The sequence below is a fragment of the Sphingobacteriales bacterium genome, from assembly GCA_016700115.1.
In the GTDB taxonomy this organism is placed as follows: domain Bacteria; phylum Bacteroidota; class Bacteroidia; order Chitinophagales; family UBA2359; genus UBA2359.
Window position 1 is genome coordinate 3,069,144 of record CP064999.1, and the last position, 14,840, is coordinate 3,083,983.

General features: G+C 37.3%; 15 protein-coding genes and 1 tRNA gene. 4 read left to right on the plus strand and 12 right to left on the minus strand.

The features are described from left to right. The first annotated feature begins 217 nt into the window (after nt 1–217). A complete protein-coding gene (locus IPM47_11055; protein QQS27449.1) occupies nt 218–1,318 on the plus strand; it encodes an AAA family ATPase in 1,101 nt (366 codons plus the stop codon). Between the two features lie 113 nt (nt 1,319–1,431). Here the strand turns inward: IPM47_11055 and IPM47_11060 are convergent, their stop codons facing one another. The 3 genes from IPM47_11060 to IPM47_11070 form a co-directional block, all read right to left on the minus strand. Continuing rightward, on the minus strand, nt 1,432–2,001 hold the full coding sequence (locus tag IPM47_11060; protein QQS27450.1) for a DUF4256 domain-containing protein: 570 nt from the start codon (nt 1,999–2,001) through the stop codon (nt 1,432–1,434). 170 nt (nt 2,002–2,171) lie between these two features. After that, complete coding sequence (locus IPM47_11065; GenBank protein QQS27451.1) at nt 2,172–2,585, minus strand: SRPBCC domain-containing protein; 414 nt, start codon at nt 2,583–2,585, stop codon at nt 2,172–2,174. Between the two features lie 124 nt (nt 2,586–2,709). Next, nucleotides 2,710–3,264: a YdeI/OmpD-associated family protein gene (locus tag IPM47_11070; GenBank protein ID QQS27452.1), complete on the minus strand. Its 555-nt coding sequence runs from the start codon at nt 3,262–3,264 to the stop codon at nt 2,710–2,712. Nucleotides 3,265–3,566: 302 nt separating this feature from the next. Between IPM47_11070 and IPM47_11075 the strand changes: the two genes are divergently transcribed. Then, nucleotides 3,567–3,640, plus strand: a tRNA-His gene (locus tag IPM47_11075). 79 nt (nt 3,641–3,719) lie between these two features. Here IPM47_11075 and IPM47_11080 read toward each other — a convergent pair. From IPM47_11080 to IPM47_11120, 9 genes are all read right to left on the minus strand, one after another. Next, nucleotides 3,720–4,676 (minus strand): calcium/sodium antiporter, encoded by a 957-nt coding sequence (locus tag IPM47_11080; GenBank protein QQS27453.1) that lies wholly within the window; start codon nt 4,674–4,676, stop codon nt 3,720–3,722. An 82-nt stretch (nt 4,677–4,758) separates the two neighbouring features. Next, nucleotides 4,759–5,724, minus strand: coding sequence for a calcium/sodium antiporter (locus IPM47_11085; GenBank protein QQS27454.1), 966 nt, complete (start codon nt 5,722–5,724; stop codon nt 4,759–4,761). Nucleotides 5,725–5,959: 235 nt separating this feature from the next. Then, a complete protein-coding gene (gene rny / locus IPM47_11090) occupies nt 5,960–7,648 on the minus strand; it encodes a ribonuclease Y (GenBank protein ID QQS27455.1) in 1,689 nt (562 codons plus the stop codon). Nucleotides 7,649–7,871: 223 nt separating this feature from the next. Beyond that, a complete protein-coding gene (locus IPM47_11095) occupies nt 7,872–8,174 on the minus strand; it encodes a cell division protein ZapA (GenBank protein QQS27456.1) in 303 nt (100 codons plus the stop codon). Between the two features lie 58 nt (nt 8,175–8,232). Continuing rightward, complete coding sequence (locus IPM47_11100; protein QQS27457.1) at nt 8,233–8,532, minus strand: hypothetical protein; 300 nt, start codon at nt 8,530–8,532, stop codon at nt 8,233–8,235. 168 nt (nt 8,533–8,700) lie between these two features. Continuing rightward, complete coding sequence (locus IPM47_11105; protein QQS27458.1) at nt 8,701–9,240, minus strand: hypothetical protein; 540 nt, start codon at nt 9,238–9,240, stop codon at nt 8,701–8,703. A 2-nt stretch (nt 9,241–9,242) separates the two neighbouring features. Beyond that, nucleotides 9,243–9,539 (minus strand): transposase, encoded by a 297-nt coding sequence (locus tag IPM47_11110; GenBank protein QQS27459.1) that lies wholly within the window; start codon nt 9,537–9,539, stop codon nt 9,243–9,245. A 132-nt stretch (nt 9,540–9,671) separates the two neighbouring features. Further along, the gene (locus IPM47_11115) at nt 9,672–10,040 is read right to left on the minus strand and encodes a hypothetical protein (protein QQS27460.1); all 369 of its coding nucleotides are present in this window, start codon (nt 10,038–10,040) and stop codon (nt 9,672–9,674) included. A gap of 182 nt (nt 10,041–10,222) precedes the next feature. After that, nucleotides 10,223–12,682 carry a phenylalanine--tRNA ligase subunit beta gene (locus IPM47_11120; protein QQS27461.1) on the minus strand — a complete coding sequence of 820 codons (2,460 nt, stop codon included), beginning with the start codon at nt 12,680–12,682 and terminating at the stop codon, nt 10,223–10,225. 130 nt (nt 12,683–12,812) lie between these two features. Here IPM47_11120 and IPM47_11125 point away from each other — a divergent pair, with 130 nt between their 5' ends. Both IPM47_11125 and IPM47_11130 read left to right on the plus strand, forming a co-directional pair. Beyond that, nucleotides 12,813–13,976, plus strand: a complete 1,164-nt coding sequence (locus tag IPM47_11125; GenBank protein ID QQS27462.1) for a glycosyltransferase — start codon at nt 12,813–12,815, stop codon at nt 13,974–13,976. Continuing rightward, a complete protein-coding gene (locus IPM47_11130; protein ID QQS27463.1) occupies nt 13,964–14,821 on the plus strand; it encodes a sigma-70 family RNA polymerase sigma factor in 858 nt (285 codons plus the stop codon). The genes IPM47_11125 and IPM47_11130 overlap by 13 nt, the downstream gene beginning before the upstream one ends. Nucleotides 14,822–14,840: the final 19 nt, after the last annotated feature.

The following is a 14,840-nucleotide window of genomic DNA, read 5'->3' on the forward strand; positions in this document are numbered from 1 at the left end:
ACAAAAAAATAAAAAAAACCAGTCGGGAAGTTGTTCTCACTTTGCAAAATAAAGGCAGAAGCAATGACAGAATCAATGATTGAGTTGGCATAGAAAATGAAAAATGAACATTGAATAAATTAATTGCCTAAATATAGTAACTATTTTAACCTAAGATTTGAGTTCATCTATTTTTTCCTTTCTTTTGTGAATATTATCCCAATTTTAATTTAAAGCAATGAAGAAAGATATTTTTATGGCAGCCACCGGTCAACATATCGGGAAAACCACAACTACTCTTGGTATTCTACATGCTTTAAAGTTGCGTGGAATAAATGTTGGCTATTGTAAACCCGTTGGGCAGGAGTTTACCAGTTGGAAGGAAGCCTACAAAGTGGATAAAGATTCACTGCTTTTTTCCGAAGCAATGCGTTTTGAGTTAGAACCCCATATTCATAGTCCTGTCATTGTTTTGCCAGGCTATACTGAGCAATACATCAACCAACCGGAAAAAGAAATTAATACTGCAAAATTAGACTTTGCAGCTGAGGTTTTGAGAAAACGACATGAAGTAGTTTTATATGAAGGCACCGGCCATCCGGGCGTAGGGAGTGTAATTGATCTGTCAAATGCGGACGTAGCTAAAAGGTTAGATGCCGGCGTAATTATAGTTGTAAAAGGTGGAATAGGCGATACTTATGATCACATGATGCTTGCTAAAACTTTTTTTGATTCTGTTGGCGCAAAAGTACATGGGGTAATTATCAACAAAGTATTGAGAAGCAAAATGGACAAAATACGTTCAGCCCTTGAAAAGAAAATTTCACAAACAGGGTTAGAGATATTTGGATTTATACCTTTTGAAGAAGAACTGGCTTATCCTTTGGTATCTACTATTACCCGTGAACTTCAGGGTGAGGTTTTGTGTAATCCGGACAAATTGACAAATTTAGTTGAAGGTACCATTGCGGGGTCTTTGGTTGATTTGGAATCGCTTAACCCTCTAAAACAATATCTGCTCGTGGTTAGCATTCGAAGATTTAACGACGCATTATCAAAACTTCAAGGCATTTGGGCAGAACATGGAATAGCTCCAAATTTGGCAGGTGTTATACTTACAGGACAAGCCCTGGTTGCAAACGAATATCTTGACTTTATGCGTACTTATCAGATACCCACAATAAGGACTCATTATGATACTTACGAGTCTATTATTAAACTAAGCAAATTAGATGTAAAGCTCAACACAAAAGCCCCGCATAAGATTCAAAAAGCTATAGAAATTGTTGAGGAATATGTAAATATGGATCGTATTTGCGAATTAATGGGAGTTTGTTGACAGATTAGAAAGGTGTTTTTGAAAAAACAGGACATCACCTTTTTGATTTAAAAACAGGGATCTTGCTTTCTGAATAAGGGTAGTGAAAAATATTTTTATTTACTGTAGTACGGCTACACTCTTAGCAACCCCCTGAAGGCACGAGCTGCATAATAAGATTGGGCACCATTGTGGTAAACAAAAACATGACCGTAACGAAAATCGGCAAAAAGTGCCCCTCCAAGTTTTCTAATATCTTCAGGGGTTTTTATCCAGCTTGATGTTTTTGTATCAAATGTTCCGAGCTGTTGTAAATTTCGGTATTGCGCTTCCGATAATAATTCTATGCCCATAGAAGCAGCCATTTCTACAGCGTTATTTTCAGGTTTATGTTCTTTCCTTTCATCTTGAGCCTGACGATCATAGCAAACACTTCTTCTGCCGGATGGTGTTTCTTTTGAGCAATCACAAAAAATAAATTCACGGGTAGCCATGTCAAAACCAATAATATCGGGTTCTCCACCTGTTTGTTCCATTTGGTCAAGCGACCAAAGTTTTTCAAGATTTGTTGCTAATTTTTCCATCACTTCAGACCATAAGATTTCGGGATGCCGGCTCATGTTTTGTTCAAAACGCAGTTTTAATTTTTGGAATAAAGTTTCTCGTTGAGAAAGGGGTAAGTCCTTACTGAATTTAGTATTCATAAAAAGGGGTTTAAGATTTGCCTATTAGAAATTGAGTTTGTTAAATCAGGTTTTAAGGTAAAATTCAGGCTTTTTCAACTCTTATTTATAGGTTGAAAATTACTTCTGAAATCGGTTTGGCTCGTAATTAATATCTTCCAAACAGACTGAACAGCGTGAGTATTTATTGTTTAATGGTCTTTTCTGAAATCCAACCCAAGTTCTATAAATACTTTCAGATTAAACAATAAAAAAGTCCAGGATTGAGCTATATGAACGATACTATCTAAGTTTTGGATCGTTTTTATCTTTGAATGGGCAACATTTACCAAGACAGAATTGTCCCTTTCGGTCAAATGAATAGAAACGTATTCCGGCCCAAATTGAAAGGAAACACATTTTCCATGTATGAATAAGTCAAATGCTGTTTCAATTATTGTGCCGTTAGGCCAATAAAAAATCAGAGAGCCTCCTTTTTTAGGGTTGGATATTGCAGATTGAGGACACCATTTACTCAATAAATCAGCTTTGGTTATAGCTTCAAAGACGTTTTCCGGTTTGGAACGAATGATAATATGGTCAGTAATTTCAAAAAGTCTTTCCATTTTTGTTTCAGGAATTAATTATCACAGGTTACCCTAAATTGCATCATAGGGTTAAGGTAAATTTAGCTCAAAAACAGGCAATAAAGTTGTTCCTATTTTTTGAAGATTAAACCTTTGTCATTGACTACAACCGTTTTTTCTGTTCACTAACCAATATGACTTTTTCAAGTCTTGAAATTTGTGTATTGGTTTGTTTAGCACTTAAAATCCAATAGAAAATAGTTTTTTGATAGGAAGGTGCCTGAGATTTAAAAAAAGCCCAGGCATCGGGATTTTCTCTGAATTTTACTTCATATTCGGAAGGTAGTTGTACCGGTTTGTTTTCATAGCTATAACTACCTGATTTCTTTTCTGTTCTTTTTTCAAACAATGCAAGTCCCTCCGGTTGCATTAAACCGGCTTTAATCAACATTTCGACCTTTTTTATATTGACCTCGCTCCAATTGCTTGAATGTTTTCTGGGGGTAAAACGTATGCAATAGCTATCTTTGTCTATGTTCCTCCGTACACTGTCAATCCAACCAAAACACAAAGCTTCATCCACAGATTCAGACCAGGTCATACTGGGTTTTCCACTGCTAATTTTGTAATAACCAACTATCAGTTCACTTTCTATTTTGTGATGTTCTCTTAACCATTCTCTAAACTCAAACCGGTTGGAAAAGAATTTTACGGTCATATTAGTAACGTAGAAAAATGAGGTTGCTTCATCAAATGAAGTAAATGATGTTTTTTCTTAAATAGAGCTAATTGTTGCGGGTTCAAATTTTATCAGATTAAATGGAATTTAATTTGACAATTTTGCATTGTATTAAGTATTACAATATAGAAATTCATAGAAATCCTGTGCTAAAAAATAGAATACAAAATACAGGATATTCTATTTAGCAATAAATGAAACCAATGAATTTTTTTCGCGGATTTAAACTTTTTTCTTGACGGATTGATTTATTTCTTAACTTTGCAAGCCCATACAAAACGGTACCCATAGCTCAGCCGGTTAGAGCATCAGATTGTGGTTCTGAGGGTCGTGGGTTCGAATCCCATTGGGTACCCCTAAAACAAAAACCCCTTTATTTCAAATTGAAAATAAAGGGGTTTTTAGTTTTTCAGCAAACAGTTATTTTGATTCAATTACTGTCTTGCAATTAAATAAATAGTATAGCCTATAAACAAGGCAAATAGTATAGAAGCTTGCCAACGATCTAAAATATGACGTTTGCCAACAAACATAGTTCCAAAAAGAAGGATATTTCCAACGATAAAAATAAGGCAATCAATATTTAGTACAATGTTGTAATCTAAAGGTTGAATAACAGAACTTATGCCCAACACCAAAAATACATTAAAGATATTAGAGCCAACTACATTACCAACTGCTATATCACTGCGTTTTTTAAAAGCGGCGACTGCAGAAGTTACCAATTCAGGAAGTGAAGTACCGGCAGCAACAATGGTAAGACCTATTAATTTTTCACTAACTCCCATTAAACGGGCGATATCAACAGCACTATCCACCACAAATTTTCCGCCTAAGATCAAAACTGCTAACCCTCCAATAGTGTAAATTAAAGACCTTTTTGAACTCATTACGTCTATTTTTTGAGTTAATGGTTCATCTGTTTGCATACTGAGGTAAGCATAATATAAAAAAGCCAGAAAAAACAATAACAGCATAATGCCATCTGTTCTGTCTATTGTATTTGGTATGCGTTGATTTACAAAAACATCATTAGCTACCAACAAAAGCACTAATCCTGTCAATAAAGAATAAGGCAATTCTCTCCAAATCGTACTCCTGTTAACAGAAAGCGGATAAATCATTCCTGCTAATCCTAGAATGACATAAGTGTTGAAATTGTTGCTGCCTATGATATTTCCCAAAGCAATATCGCTGGAGCCACGGAAAGCAGCTAAAACGTTAACTACCAATTCGGGAGATGAAGTACCGAAAGCTACAATAGTAAGTCCAATGACTAATTCTGAAATATTAAATTGCTTCGCCAAAGAAGAAGCTCCACTCACCAGCCAGTCTGCCCCTTTTACTAAAAATACAAATCCCAGAATCAATATAAAAACGCTTAATATCATGAGATTAGATCTATCTAAAATTTATGCAAATTAAACAAATTCTCTTTAACGGAGTTAATTTGTATTGTAATGAAAAACCTGATCAACTTTTATAAATCAGGAAGGCAGTATAAAACACAAAAACGATTATAAGTGTTAGTGCTGCCCATCTTTCCAATAAATGTTTTTTTCCGATAAACATAGCGCTAAACAGCAATAATGTCCCAACAATAAATAATAAAATGTCGGTGTTAAACGAAATATTATATTGAATTGGGCTAATCACAGCACTGCTGCCTAAAACAAAAAAGACATTAAAAATGTTAGAACCAACAACATTACCAATCGCAATTTCGCTCCTTTTTCTATAGGCAGCAACTGCAGAAGTAGCCAATTCGGGCAATGAAGTACCTGCGGCAACGATGGTTAATCCGATTAGTTTTTCGCTGATTTGCAAGTTGACTGCAATGTCAATAGCATTATCCACCACCAATTTTCCTCCAAAAATTAAAAGCCCCAATCCAATTACCGTCAATCCTCCGGATTTTATTCCACTCATCACTTTTATCTCTTCTTCTTCTGTTGTGTTTGGGTCTTCTGTTTGGATACTAAGATAAGCATAATACAAAAAAGCTACGAAAAAGAGCAACAACATAATACCATCTGTTCGGTCTATTCGGTTATCCGATACTCCATCTATAAACACATCATTGGCCATTAGCAAAACTACTAAAGCAGCAAACAATGAATAAGGAATTTCGCGCCAAACCGTATTTCTATGGACAGTGATTGGGTAAATCAGCCCGGCAATGCCGAGAATAAAAAATAGGTTAAAAATGTTACTGCCTATTATGTTTCCTAAAGCGATATCGTTAGCACCTTTGAATGAGGCCAAGACATTAACAACAAGTTCGGGGGCTGATGTGCCAAATGCAACAATAGTAAGTCCAATGACTAATTCTGAAATGTTAAACCTTTTTGCCAAAGAAGAGGCACCGGTTACTAACCAATCTGCTCCTTTTATTAACAACAAAAATCCTGCAATCAACAAAAGGATACTAAATAGCATATAGTGAGCATTTTGTAGTAATAGATGACGATGAACAACTTGAATTCGGTATTAACAAAAAACAAGAATGTTCAATCTTTAGTTTGACCAAAATAAATGAAAGTAAAACTTTCAAAAGAAGGGAGTTAAAAAGTGCCTTGCCATTATAGTTTTTATGATGATTTGGAAATTTTTGGACAAATAAAATCCTCTATGCCTTAAGGCATTTATGAAATATATTGGAAATTGGTTAGGGCTATCTGGCAAAAGAAATCGCCCGTTTCTCACGGATAACAGTAACCTTGATTTGTCCGGGATACTGCATTTCGGTTTGGATTTTTTGTGAGATGATGAATGAAAGTTCATCGGCACGTTCATCCGCTACCTTTTCACTTTCTACAATTACCCGTAATTCTCTTCCAGCCTGAATAGCATACGCTTTATCAACCCCTTCATAAGACATGGCTAATTGTTCAAGTTCGTTGATGCGTTTCAGATAGGTTTCTAAAATTTCTCTTCTTGCACCCGGACGAGCACCTGATATAGCGTCGCAAGCCTGAATAATCGGAGAAATCAGATAAGACATTTCAATTTCATCGTGGTGAGCACCTATTGCATTGACAATAGCGGGATGCTCTTTATGTTTTTCGGCTATTTTCATGCCCAATAAAGCGTGAGAAAGTTCAGTTTCTTCTTCGGGAACTTTTCCGATATCATGCAAAAGTCCGGCACGTTTGGCGAGTTTAATATTGTTAGCACCTAAACCGAGTTCTGCTGCCATGATTCCACAAAGTTTGGCGGTTTCGATGGAGTGCTGCAATAAATTTTGCCCATAAGAAGAACGATAACGCATACGTCCAACTGCCCGAATTAGTTCCGGATGAAGACCGTGAATATTCAGGTCAATTACGGTTCTTTCACCGATTTCAATTATTTGTTGTTCTAATTGTTTTCTTGTTTTTGCAACAACTTCTTCAATACGGGCAGGGTGAATGCGACCATCAGCAACTAATCTTTGTAAAGACAAACGCGCAATTTCGCGTCTGACAGGATCATAACCGGAAATAACAATAGCTTCGGGAGTATCGTCCACAATGATTTCAACGCCGGTGGCTGCTTCTAAAGCTCTGATATTCCTGCCTTCCCGCCCGATAATCTGACCTTTTATATCGTCAGATTCGAGATTAAAAACCGAAACCGTATTTTCAATAGTATGCTCTGCAGCAGTTCGTTGTATTGTTTGAATGATGATTTTTTTTGCCTCTTTATTTGCCTTTAGTTTCGCTTCTTCCACAATGTCTTTTACGAATGCCATTGCTTCGGTTTCGGCTTTTTGTTTCATTGCATTTACGAGTTGTTGTTTAGCTTCTTCGGCGCTTAATCCGGCAATAGCTTCAATTTTGCGCGCATAATCGGTTTCCAATTTTATGGTTTGTTCAGCTAATTCTCCAATTTTAGCTTGAATCATTTCGCTTTCCCGATCCAACTCCTGTTTTTTAAGATGGACAGTTTCTAACTGTTTTTGCAGGCTTTCTTTAACTTTCTGAACTTCATCGTTGTTTTGTTTGATTTCATCCAATTTCTTTTTCAAGTCTTCGGCATTTTTGTTCAGTTCGTCTTCAGTAGCTTTTATTTGATCTAATCTTTGTTTGAAACTGCTTTCTTTTTGCTTTAACCTGTTTTCGGCCTCTTCTACTTTTTTCTTGTTGTTGGCAACATGTCTGTCCGATTCAGTTCTTATTAGTTGAGCTTTTTCTTTAGCTCTTATCAGATAAGCCTTTTTTTGTTCTTCTCCTTCATCGGCTGCTTTTAAAAGAATCCGGCGGGATTCGGCTTCTGTATTTGTCATGAGTTCTTTGGCGGCAATAGAAGCTAACTTTTTCCCTGTATAAAATCCAATGCCTCCTCCGAGTATTGCTAAAATTACAAAGGTTAATATTTCCATAAAGGTGTTTGTTTTGTGAATGGTAATGTAATATATATATGAATGTGGTTTTTTTAAAATAAATTCCTTTTAACAAAATTGTAACGGTTAACTATTCATTCGAAGCATTAACCTTTCAACTCGCTTCATAAGTTGAGGCAAGCGCGAAAATTGAAAACTGCGGATTGTAATGATGGTTTCTAAAAAGAAACCTGAAAGGAGAGGAGGGAGGCGGAATAATTTTTTAACCTTTCGACATGAAATCGGAAAGAATTTCTTCCAACTCTGTCAATTTACTGCCTACGTCTAAAATTTCCTGTTCTGCATGGTCTTGTTTTTCAAGCAATTCCACGCATATTAGAAGTGCGGCCATTGCCAAGTAATCAAATTTATCTTTAGCGCCGTATGCTTCCTGCAATTCCCGCATACGATGTTTAATTACTTTGGCCGCCTGAACTACTCTGTTCTCATCCTGAGGGAGTACTTTCAGTTTATAGGTTCGATCGGCAATAATCACTTTTATGTCCTTTTCGCTCGTGTGCTCCATTGTTAAAGTATAGTTGTAGCTGATATTTCGGAAAAAAACATCCAAATACCCCGCTAAATTAAGTGTCCAAAGTATTTAAACACTTATCTACTTCTTTAATTACATCATTAATAGCTGCTTTCAAATGTTCGCGTTTGCGCTTGGAGTTTATGGTTTCTACTTCTATTTCGGGATTCCCCAATTGCGCAATTTGCTGTTGTAAATGCTGTATCGTTTTTTTTTGCTCTTCTAATTGTTTAGTTAAATGATTCCTTTCGTCGCTTAGAAGTAAGAAGGCTTGTTCCAACTGAATGTAATCTTCCAGCATGGCGGTCATTTGTGAAATGATTTTATCAATCTGTTGGTGCAGCCTTTGCATATTACCTCTAATCTAAGAATATGTTTCTTAGCTCGTAAAGATAATTCAATTTGTTTAAATAAAGTTAGGCATCATTTAACTTTTGAATAAAAATTTCTTTAATCGTCAACAAGGCTGCCACAAATATAAGATAAGACGGTCGTGTTTTTTCTTCTATATTATAGATATTTAAGCGACATTGACCAAATCTGTTGGCATAAACCCGTCTGCGAATTGAGTATTAAAAATTGAATCGGGCGATTTTCGTACCAATTTAATAACTGTTTTGACCGTAAAACGCGTATTACAGAGTATTTTGAGGTCTAAAATGCTAAAGTTAGGGTTATTGTATTTAACCTGATATTGTGCCTGCAAAATTTTAGCCGTCAAGGTAGCGGTAAAGCATAGATTAACAAAATTGGTCAGATTTTTCGAGGTGTAGTTTTGAAATCGGATAGTCCGAAAAATTGTTTGCATCCGAAAGTCAAACTCAATCTGAAAACGCAAACTATAATAATCTATCATAGTTTGCCAGTCGAGGTTAGGGTCGGTGGTGCAAAATTTAGAGAAGGCTACTTTTTGGGTTTTCAAATTGGTTATTTTTACTATCCCCACATTTAACAGGTTTTTGCTTAAGGATTTGTTGTAACAGGGCAGTTGCCATATCTGAGTAAGGAGACCATTTTCGGTTTTGGTGTCTTTCAGTTCTTGGTTATCAAGGTTGTTCAAATCTACTTTTTCTCCGTATTTTTGGGTCTTCCCCGATGTTTTGGGGCTACTGGGTCTGAGTAGGCATAGACGAGGGCGGCATTTACAGGCAAACGGGTAATCAGGTGAAGTCCGGTCTTTGTTACCGCAGAGAAATAATCTGCCGAGGCATAAGCACAGTCTGCTACCATATAGGTCAGGTTGATGCCCGGTAAGCACGAAAGCAACTTGTTTAACAAGGCGGTGAATGCCCGAAAGGATGCCGTAGGATTGGGCTGCTTGGGTCGGTTTTTGCTGCCTTGCTTCCTGCCACGAACCAAACATCTGCCTTCGGCACTGCGCGCTTGCCAGCTAATGCCTTCTTTTTCTGTTCCGCTATCCGCTTCCTGTCCCCTCTGTCTGTACGACTTGCTCTACCACCATCGGATATGATTTCCGTTTCCCCACAGCTATCAGAGAAGCACAAAAAAACAAATCCCGAATATGGGGCATTTCTGAATCTTGCTCAAAAACTTCGACAAACCATAGGTCTTGTCCCGACTTTTCCCTTCTACCACTTCGTCTATGGCTATAATATAATTCTCCTCCGGTTGATACACCCACTTCAAAAACAACTTCATACGAATGCGCTCCCACAGGTAGTCCTCTGACATAAAACGAAACCAAGTGCGAACAGAGTAGTTACTATAGCGGCATAAACTCCGTACACTTACTCCATATCGAATACACATAAAACAGTACAGAAAATCCCTTAATTGTAATATCTTTGCTACTGACAGGATGTCTTTATATAACTCTAAAGGCAGAATGTTGGGAGGCATATACTTTGATTTTGGGTTTGCAATTCGCAAAATTACAAAGATATCGCCTCCCTTCTTTTTTTTAATGTGTGGCAGCCATGTTGATCGTCCTAACATTTATCATTGCAAACCTTAAGTAGTTTGAACAATGAAAAATTTTTGAATTGATTACTTAAACAGATGATCGCTTTTACAATCAGGAACTATCGCAATTCTGCTTGAAGTTGTTGTTTGCAGGTATCCGTAATCCGCATCATTACACGTTCAATTTCTTTATCGGTCAGCGTTTTTTCGCTATCCTGCAAAATGAAACTCACCGCGTAAGATTTTTTATTTTTTCCTAATTTGGATTCATCTTCATACACATCAAACAGGTTGACCGACTGAAGCAGATTGCCTGCACTTTTTACAGCAATATCGGCAATTTGTGAAAAACTGACAGATTCGTCCAACAACAAGGCCAAATCCCGTCTAACATTGGGATATTTTGGAATTACAGTGAAGCCGGTTTTTATTTGTTTTAAGGCCCAAATCAGGTTTTCCCAATTCAGGTTTGCAAAATATACCGGGTTCTTTACCTCAAACAACTGCAACTTGGATTTTTTTACCTTGCCTGTTTCTGCCAGCAATCGTTTTCGATAAAAATATTGTAAAGTATATTCAAATGCGGTGTTTTCATTTGAAGGAATTACCAATTGAACCGGAGTAATTCCGAAACGTTCTAAAATTTTATCGGTTATTTCTTTAAGGTCGTAAAAGTTAACCTCGCGTTGTTTGCTGCGCCAGATTTCGTTTTGTTGATTGCCGGTTAAAAATATTGATAAATGAGATGACTCAATATAGTTTTGGGTTGGATGATTGCCCTGAGTTTCTGATTGTACGTAATGGTAGGTATGACCAAATTCAAAGAACCTCAAATCCGTATTTTTATGATTTTGATTGTGTGCAATCACTTCAAGGCCCGAATAAAGCATGTTCTTGCGCATAATATTGTAATTTGCATTTACGCTGCTTAAAAGACGGACTAATCCAACCTGTTCGTTTTCGGAATAATAGTTGATATTGGTGATTGATGCGGTCATGATTTCGTTAAGACCTAAACCTGTTAAAAGATTTGCAGTAACATTTTTGACAGCCTGCACATCGGGTTTTTGGGTATAAGCAATCGCTGAGGTTATTGTATTGGTAAATGGAATATTATTGAGGCCATAAATTCTGATCACCTCTTCTATTAAATCTGCTTCTCGATGCACATCTACCTTATTCGTTGGTACTGCAACTTTTAGCGATTCCTGTGTTTCATCTAATATTTCCATTTCCAAAGCGGACAAAATTGCTTTAACCTTTACGGGGGGAATACTGATGCCCAACAATTTTTTCAAATGGGCATAAGTCAGTGTTATCGTTAGTTTTTCGACAGGATTGGGATAAATATCGGTGATTTCTGATGAAATCTGCCCTCCTGCAACTTCTTTGATAACCAAAGCAGCCCTTTTTAAAGCATATACAGCAAGATTTGGATCTACCCCTTTTTCGAAACGAGTAGCAGCATCCGTGCGAAGATTATGGCGATTGGAACTTCGCCGGATATATTGCGGATGAAAACAAGCGCTTTCCAAAAAAATATGTTTGGTTTTTTCGGTAACTCCCGAAGTAATGCCTCCAAATACTCCTGCAATACACAATCCCTGATTATTGCCGTTACATATCATCAGATCTTCAGCGTCAAGGGTTCGTTCTACTTCGTCTAAGGTTTTAAAGCGGGTACCTGCGGAAAGATTTTTAACAACAATTTTACCTCCTTCAATTTGATCGGCATCAAAAGCATGAAGAGGTTGCCCCAAATCATGGAGCACAAAATTGGTAGCATCAACTACATTGTTAATCGGACGGATACCAATGGCTTTCAAACAGTCTTTTAGCCAATCAGGAGATTCTTTTATGGTTACATTGCTAATAGTTAACCCGGCATAACGAAGACAGGCTTCTGTATTTTCAACCGCTACAGGAATTGTCAAGTTATGGTTGTCAACATGAAACGATTCCACAGAAGGTATTTTGGTTTTAATCTCATATCCATGATTGATAGCAAGTGCTGCGGCAAGATCTTTTGCTACACCGATATGACATCCTGCATCAGAACGATTTGGAGTTAAACCAATTTCGAAAACATAGTCTTCGGTAAGATTTAAGGCTGTTTTGGCGGGCAAACCTATTTCAGTTTCCGGCGATAATATCAAAATGCCATCGTGGTTATGGCTTAACCCGATTTCATCTTCCGCACAAATCATCCCTTCTGATGTTTCTCCCCGTATCTTTGATTTTTTAATTACAAATGGTTCTCCTTCAACAGGATAAAGCATGGTGCCGACTGTTGCAACCACAACCTTTTGACCGGCGGCTACATTTGGTGCTCCGCAAACTATTTGCAAGGGTTCGCCTGATCCAATATCCACGGTTGTAAGGGTGAGTTTATCAGCATTTGGGTGCTTTTCTGCACTGAGAACTAAACCAACCACTAACCCTTCTAACCCACCTGTAACAGTTTCTATTTTTTCGATGCCTTCTACTTCTAATCCGGTACCGGTTAATATTTCCCCTACTTTTTGTACAGGCAAATCAATTGGGAGGTATGCTTTTAACCAGTTGTAGGATATCTTCATAATTGTTTATTTTTTTGAGGATATTTTTTAAACGGGCGTAAAGATAGCTAAAAGCCATAGATTTTGAATATGGTCATGCTTTGCCTGATGAATGTGATAATCGCAGTTTTCATTTTTAAATGGACTAACTTTGCTACATTATTTTCATCTTGTCGAATATCGGGGCTTGCTTTATATTTTTGGTTTTTTGTTAGTCTTACCGGCTTTAATCAGGTTTTGCTATTGTATTTTTTTTCTGTTTCCTTTGTTGCGAAAGGCCGGGAAACAATCAGTCATAAATCAGCATAATAAAGAGGTTACTCCTGTTCCAATATCGGTTTTAATTTGTGCCAGAAACGAAGCTTCGAATTTAAAACAATATCTGCCGAAGGTTTTGATGCAGCAGTATCCCCTTTTTGAAGTTGTGGTCGTCAATGATGCATCTGAGGATGATACCATCGAAGTCTTGAATGAACTGAAGAATAAGCACCATCAACTAAAGGTGGTTTCAATCAGTCCTTCTGAAAAAAAAGGAGCAGGGAAACGACAAGCCTTGCAAAAAGCGATTGAAACGGCCAGTTATCCATACTTTCTTTTGACCGATGCAGATTGTTTTCCGGCAAGTCCATTGTGGATAGAACGGATGTCTGCTCATTTTCACCTTGGTAAACAGATAGTTCTGGGTTATGGGCCCTATATTGAAGGAAAGGGATTCCTCAATAAATTAGTAAGTTATGAAACACTACATACTGCATTGCGGTACTTTTCATTTGCTAATGCAGGAATACCTTATATGGGAGTTGGCCGCAATCTTGGTTATACAAGACAATTGTTCGAATCTGCAGGCGGTTTTAAAGAACAAATGCATTTGGTTTCGGGAGATGATGATTTATTGGTCAATAAGGCGGCCACCCGTGACAATACAGCTATTGAAATACATGGTGATGCTTTTTGTTATTCGCAAGCGCTTTCCGGATGGAAGGAATGGTACAGGCAAAAAGCACGACATTTAGGAGTTGGCAAATATTATTCGTTTCGTCATATCCTGGTTTTGGGGTGTTTTACCTTATCGGATTTTTTGTTTTATGGTATGATAATTGCGTTGTTTTTTATTTCAAAAACACCTTTACTTTTAACTGCCCTCTTATTAGTTTCAATGATTTTGCAGTTTGTATTTTATTATTGGGCAACCCGTTTATTTAAGGTAAAGGGTATTACCGCGTTAATTCCGGTGTTTGACCTTCTTTTTCCTGTTTACTATATAGTGTTTGCTCCTTTTATGCTAACTGCAAAAAAGATTTCATGGAAACGATAAACCCGATTGTTATAAGAGGTACTGTTCTTGATGCAAGAACCGGAGAACCAATTGTTGGGGCAAACGCTTATTTGAAATCGGACAGAACGAACAGTTCTTATTCAAATACGTTGGGCAATTTTACCCTAACTATTACGGAATATTTGCCCAATGAAATTCTGATTGTTTCCGCTGCAGGTTATGAAAGGTATAAAGAGCCGATAAAAACAGTTCAGCCGCTCAATTTAAGACTGGAACTGTTCAAGCGTGCAGGTGTCAAAGACGACCGCACCGAAAGCGATGTGTTTTTAGTAAACAAGGCATTGAACGGGGAGCAAAAAGCTTATGCAGGATTGATGGAAAGATACCGCGATTCAATCTATTTTGTAATCCAGAAAATGGTTAAAAACCCCGAAGACAGCGATGATCTGACGATGGAAGCCTTTGGCAAGGCATTCAGCAAATTATCTTCTTATAGTCCGCAGTTTGCATTCAGCACCTGGCTGTACCGGATTGCCATCAATAATTGTATTGATTTTGTGAGAAAAAAGCGGGTTGAAACTTTTTCTTTAGATGAAGAACCTTTAGAAGAGGAAAATCAGGCTTTTAGCAATGATTTTGAATCTGATATGCCTGATCCTGAAGAGGCATTGATAAAAGAGCAACGCATTTTACATCTTCGTACAGTTTTAGATCATCTTAACCCCAAATATCGCCGGTTGATTGAACTGCGGTTTATGCAGGAACTCAGTTATGAAGAAATAGCCGATGAATTGGATCTTCCGCTCGGAACGGTTAAAGCACAATTGTTCAGAGCAAAAGACCTGCTGGCAAATATCATCAACATTCGCAAAAATATCTACTAATGCTGCCCGGTGCAAACCT

Bases quoted from the DNA above. Each gene is read 5' to 3' on its own strand.
- IPM47_11055 (QQS27449.1), top strand. From the start codon at position 218: ATGAAGAAAGATATTTTTATGGCAGCCACCGGTCAACATATCGGGAAA.
- IPM47_11060 (QQS27450.1), bottom strand. From the start codon at position 2,001: ATGAATACTAAATTCAGTAAGGACTTACCCCTTTCTCAACGAGAAACT.
- IPM47_11065 (QQS27451.1), bottom strand. From the start codon at position 2,585: ATGGAAAGACTTTTTGAAATTACTGACCATATTATCATTCGTTCCAAA.
- IPM47_11070 (QQS27452.1), bottom strand. From the start codon at position 3,264: ATGACCGTAAAATTCTTTTCCAACCGGTTTGAGTTTAGAGAATGGTTA.
- IPM47_11080 (QQS27453.1), bottom strand. From the start codon at position 4,676: ATGATATTAAGCGTTTTTATATTGATTCTGGGATTTGTATTTTTAGTA.
- IPM47_11085 (QQS27454.1), bottom strand. From the start codon at position 5,724: ATGCTATTTAGTATCCTTTTGTTGATTGCAGGATTTTTGTTGTTAATA.
- rny (QQS27455.1), bottom strand. From the start codon at position 7,648: ATGGAAATATTAACCTTTGTAATTTTAGCAATACTCGGAGGAGGCATT.
- IPM47_11095 (QQS27456.1), bottom strand. From the start codon at position 8,174: ATGGAGCACACGAGCGAAAAGGACATAAAAGTGATTATTGCCGATCGA.
- IPM47_11100 (QQS27457.1), bottom strand. From the start codon at position 8,532: ATGCAAAGGCTGCACCAACAGATTGATAAAATCATTTCACAAATGACC.
- IPM47_11115 (QQS27460.1), bottom strand. From the start codon at position 10,040: ATGCCTCCCAACATTCTGCCTTTAGAGTTATATAAAGACATCCTGTCA.
- IPM47_11120 (QQS27461.1), bottom strand. From the start codon at position 12,682: ATGAAGATATCCTACAACTGGTTAAAAGCATACCTCCCAATTGATTTG.
- IPM47_11130 (QQS27463.1), top strand. From the start codon at position 13,964: ATGGAAACGATAAACCCGATTGTTATAAGAGGTACTGTTCTTGATGCA.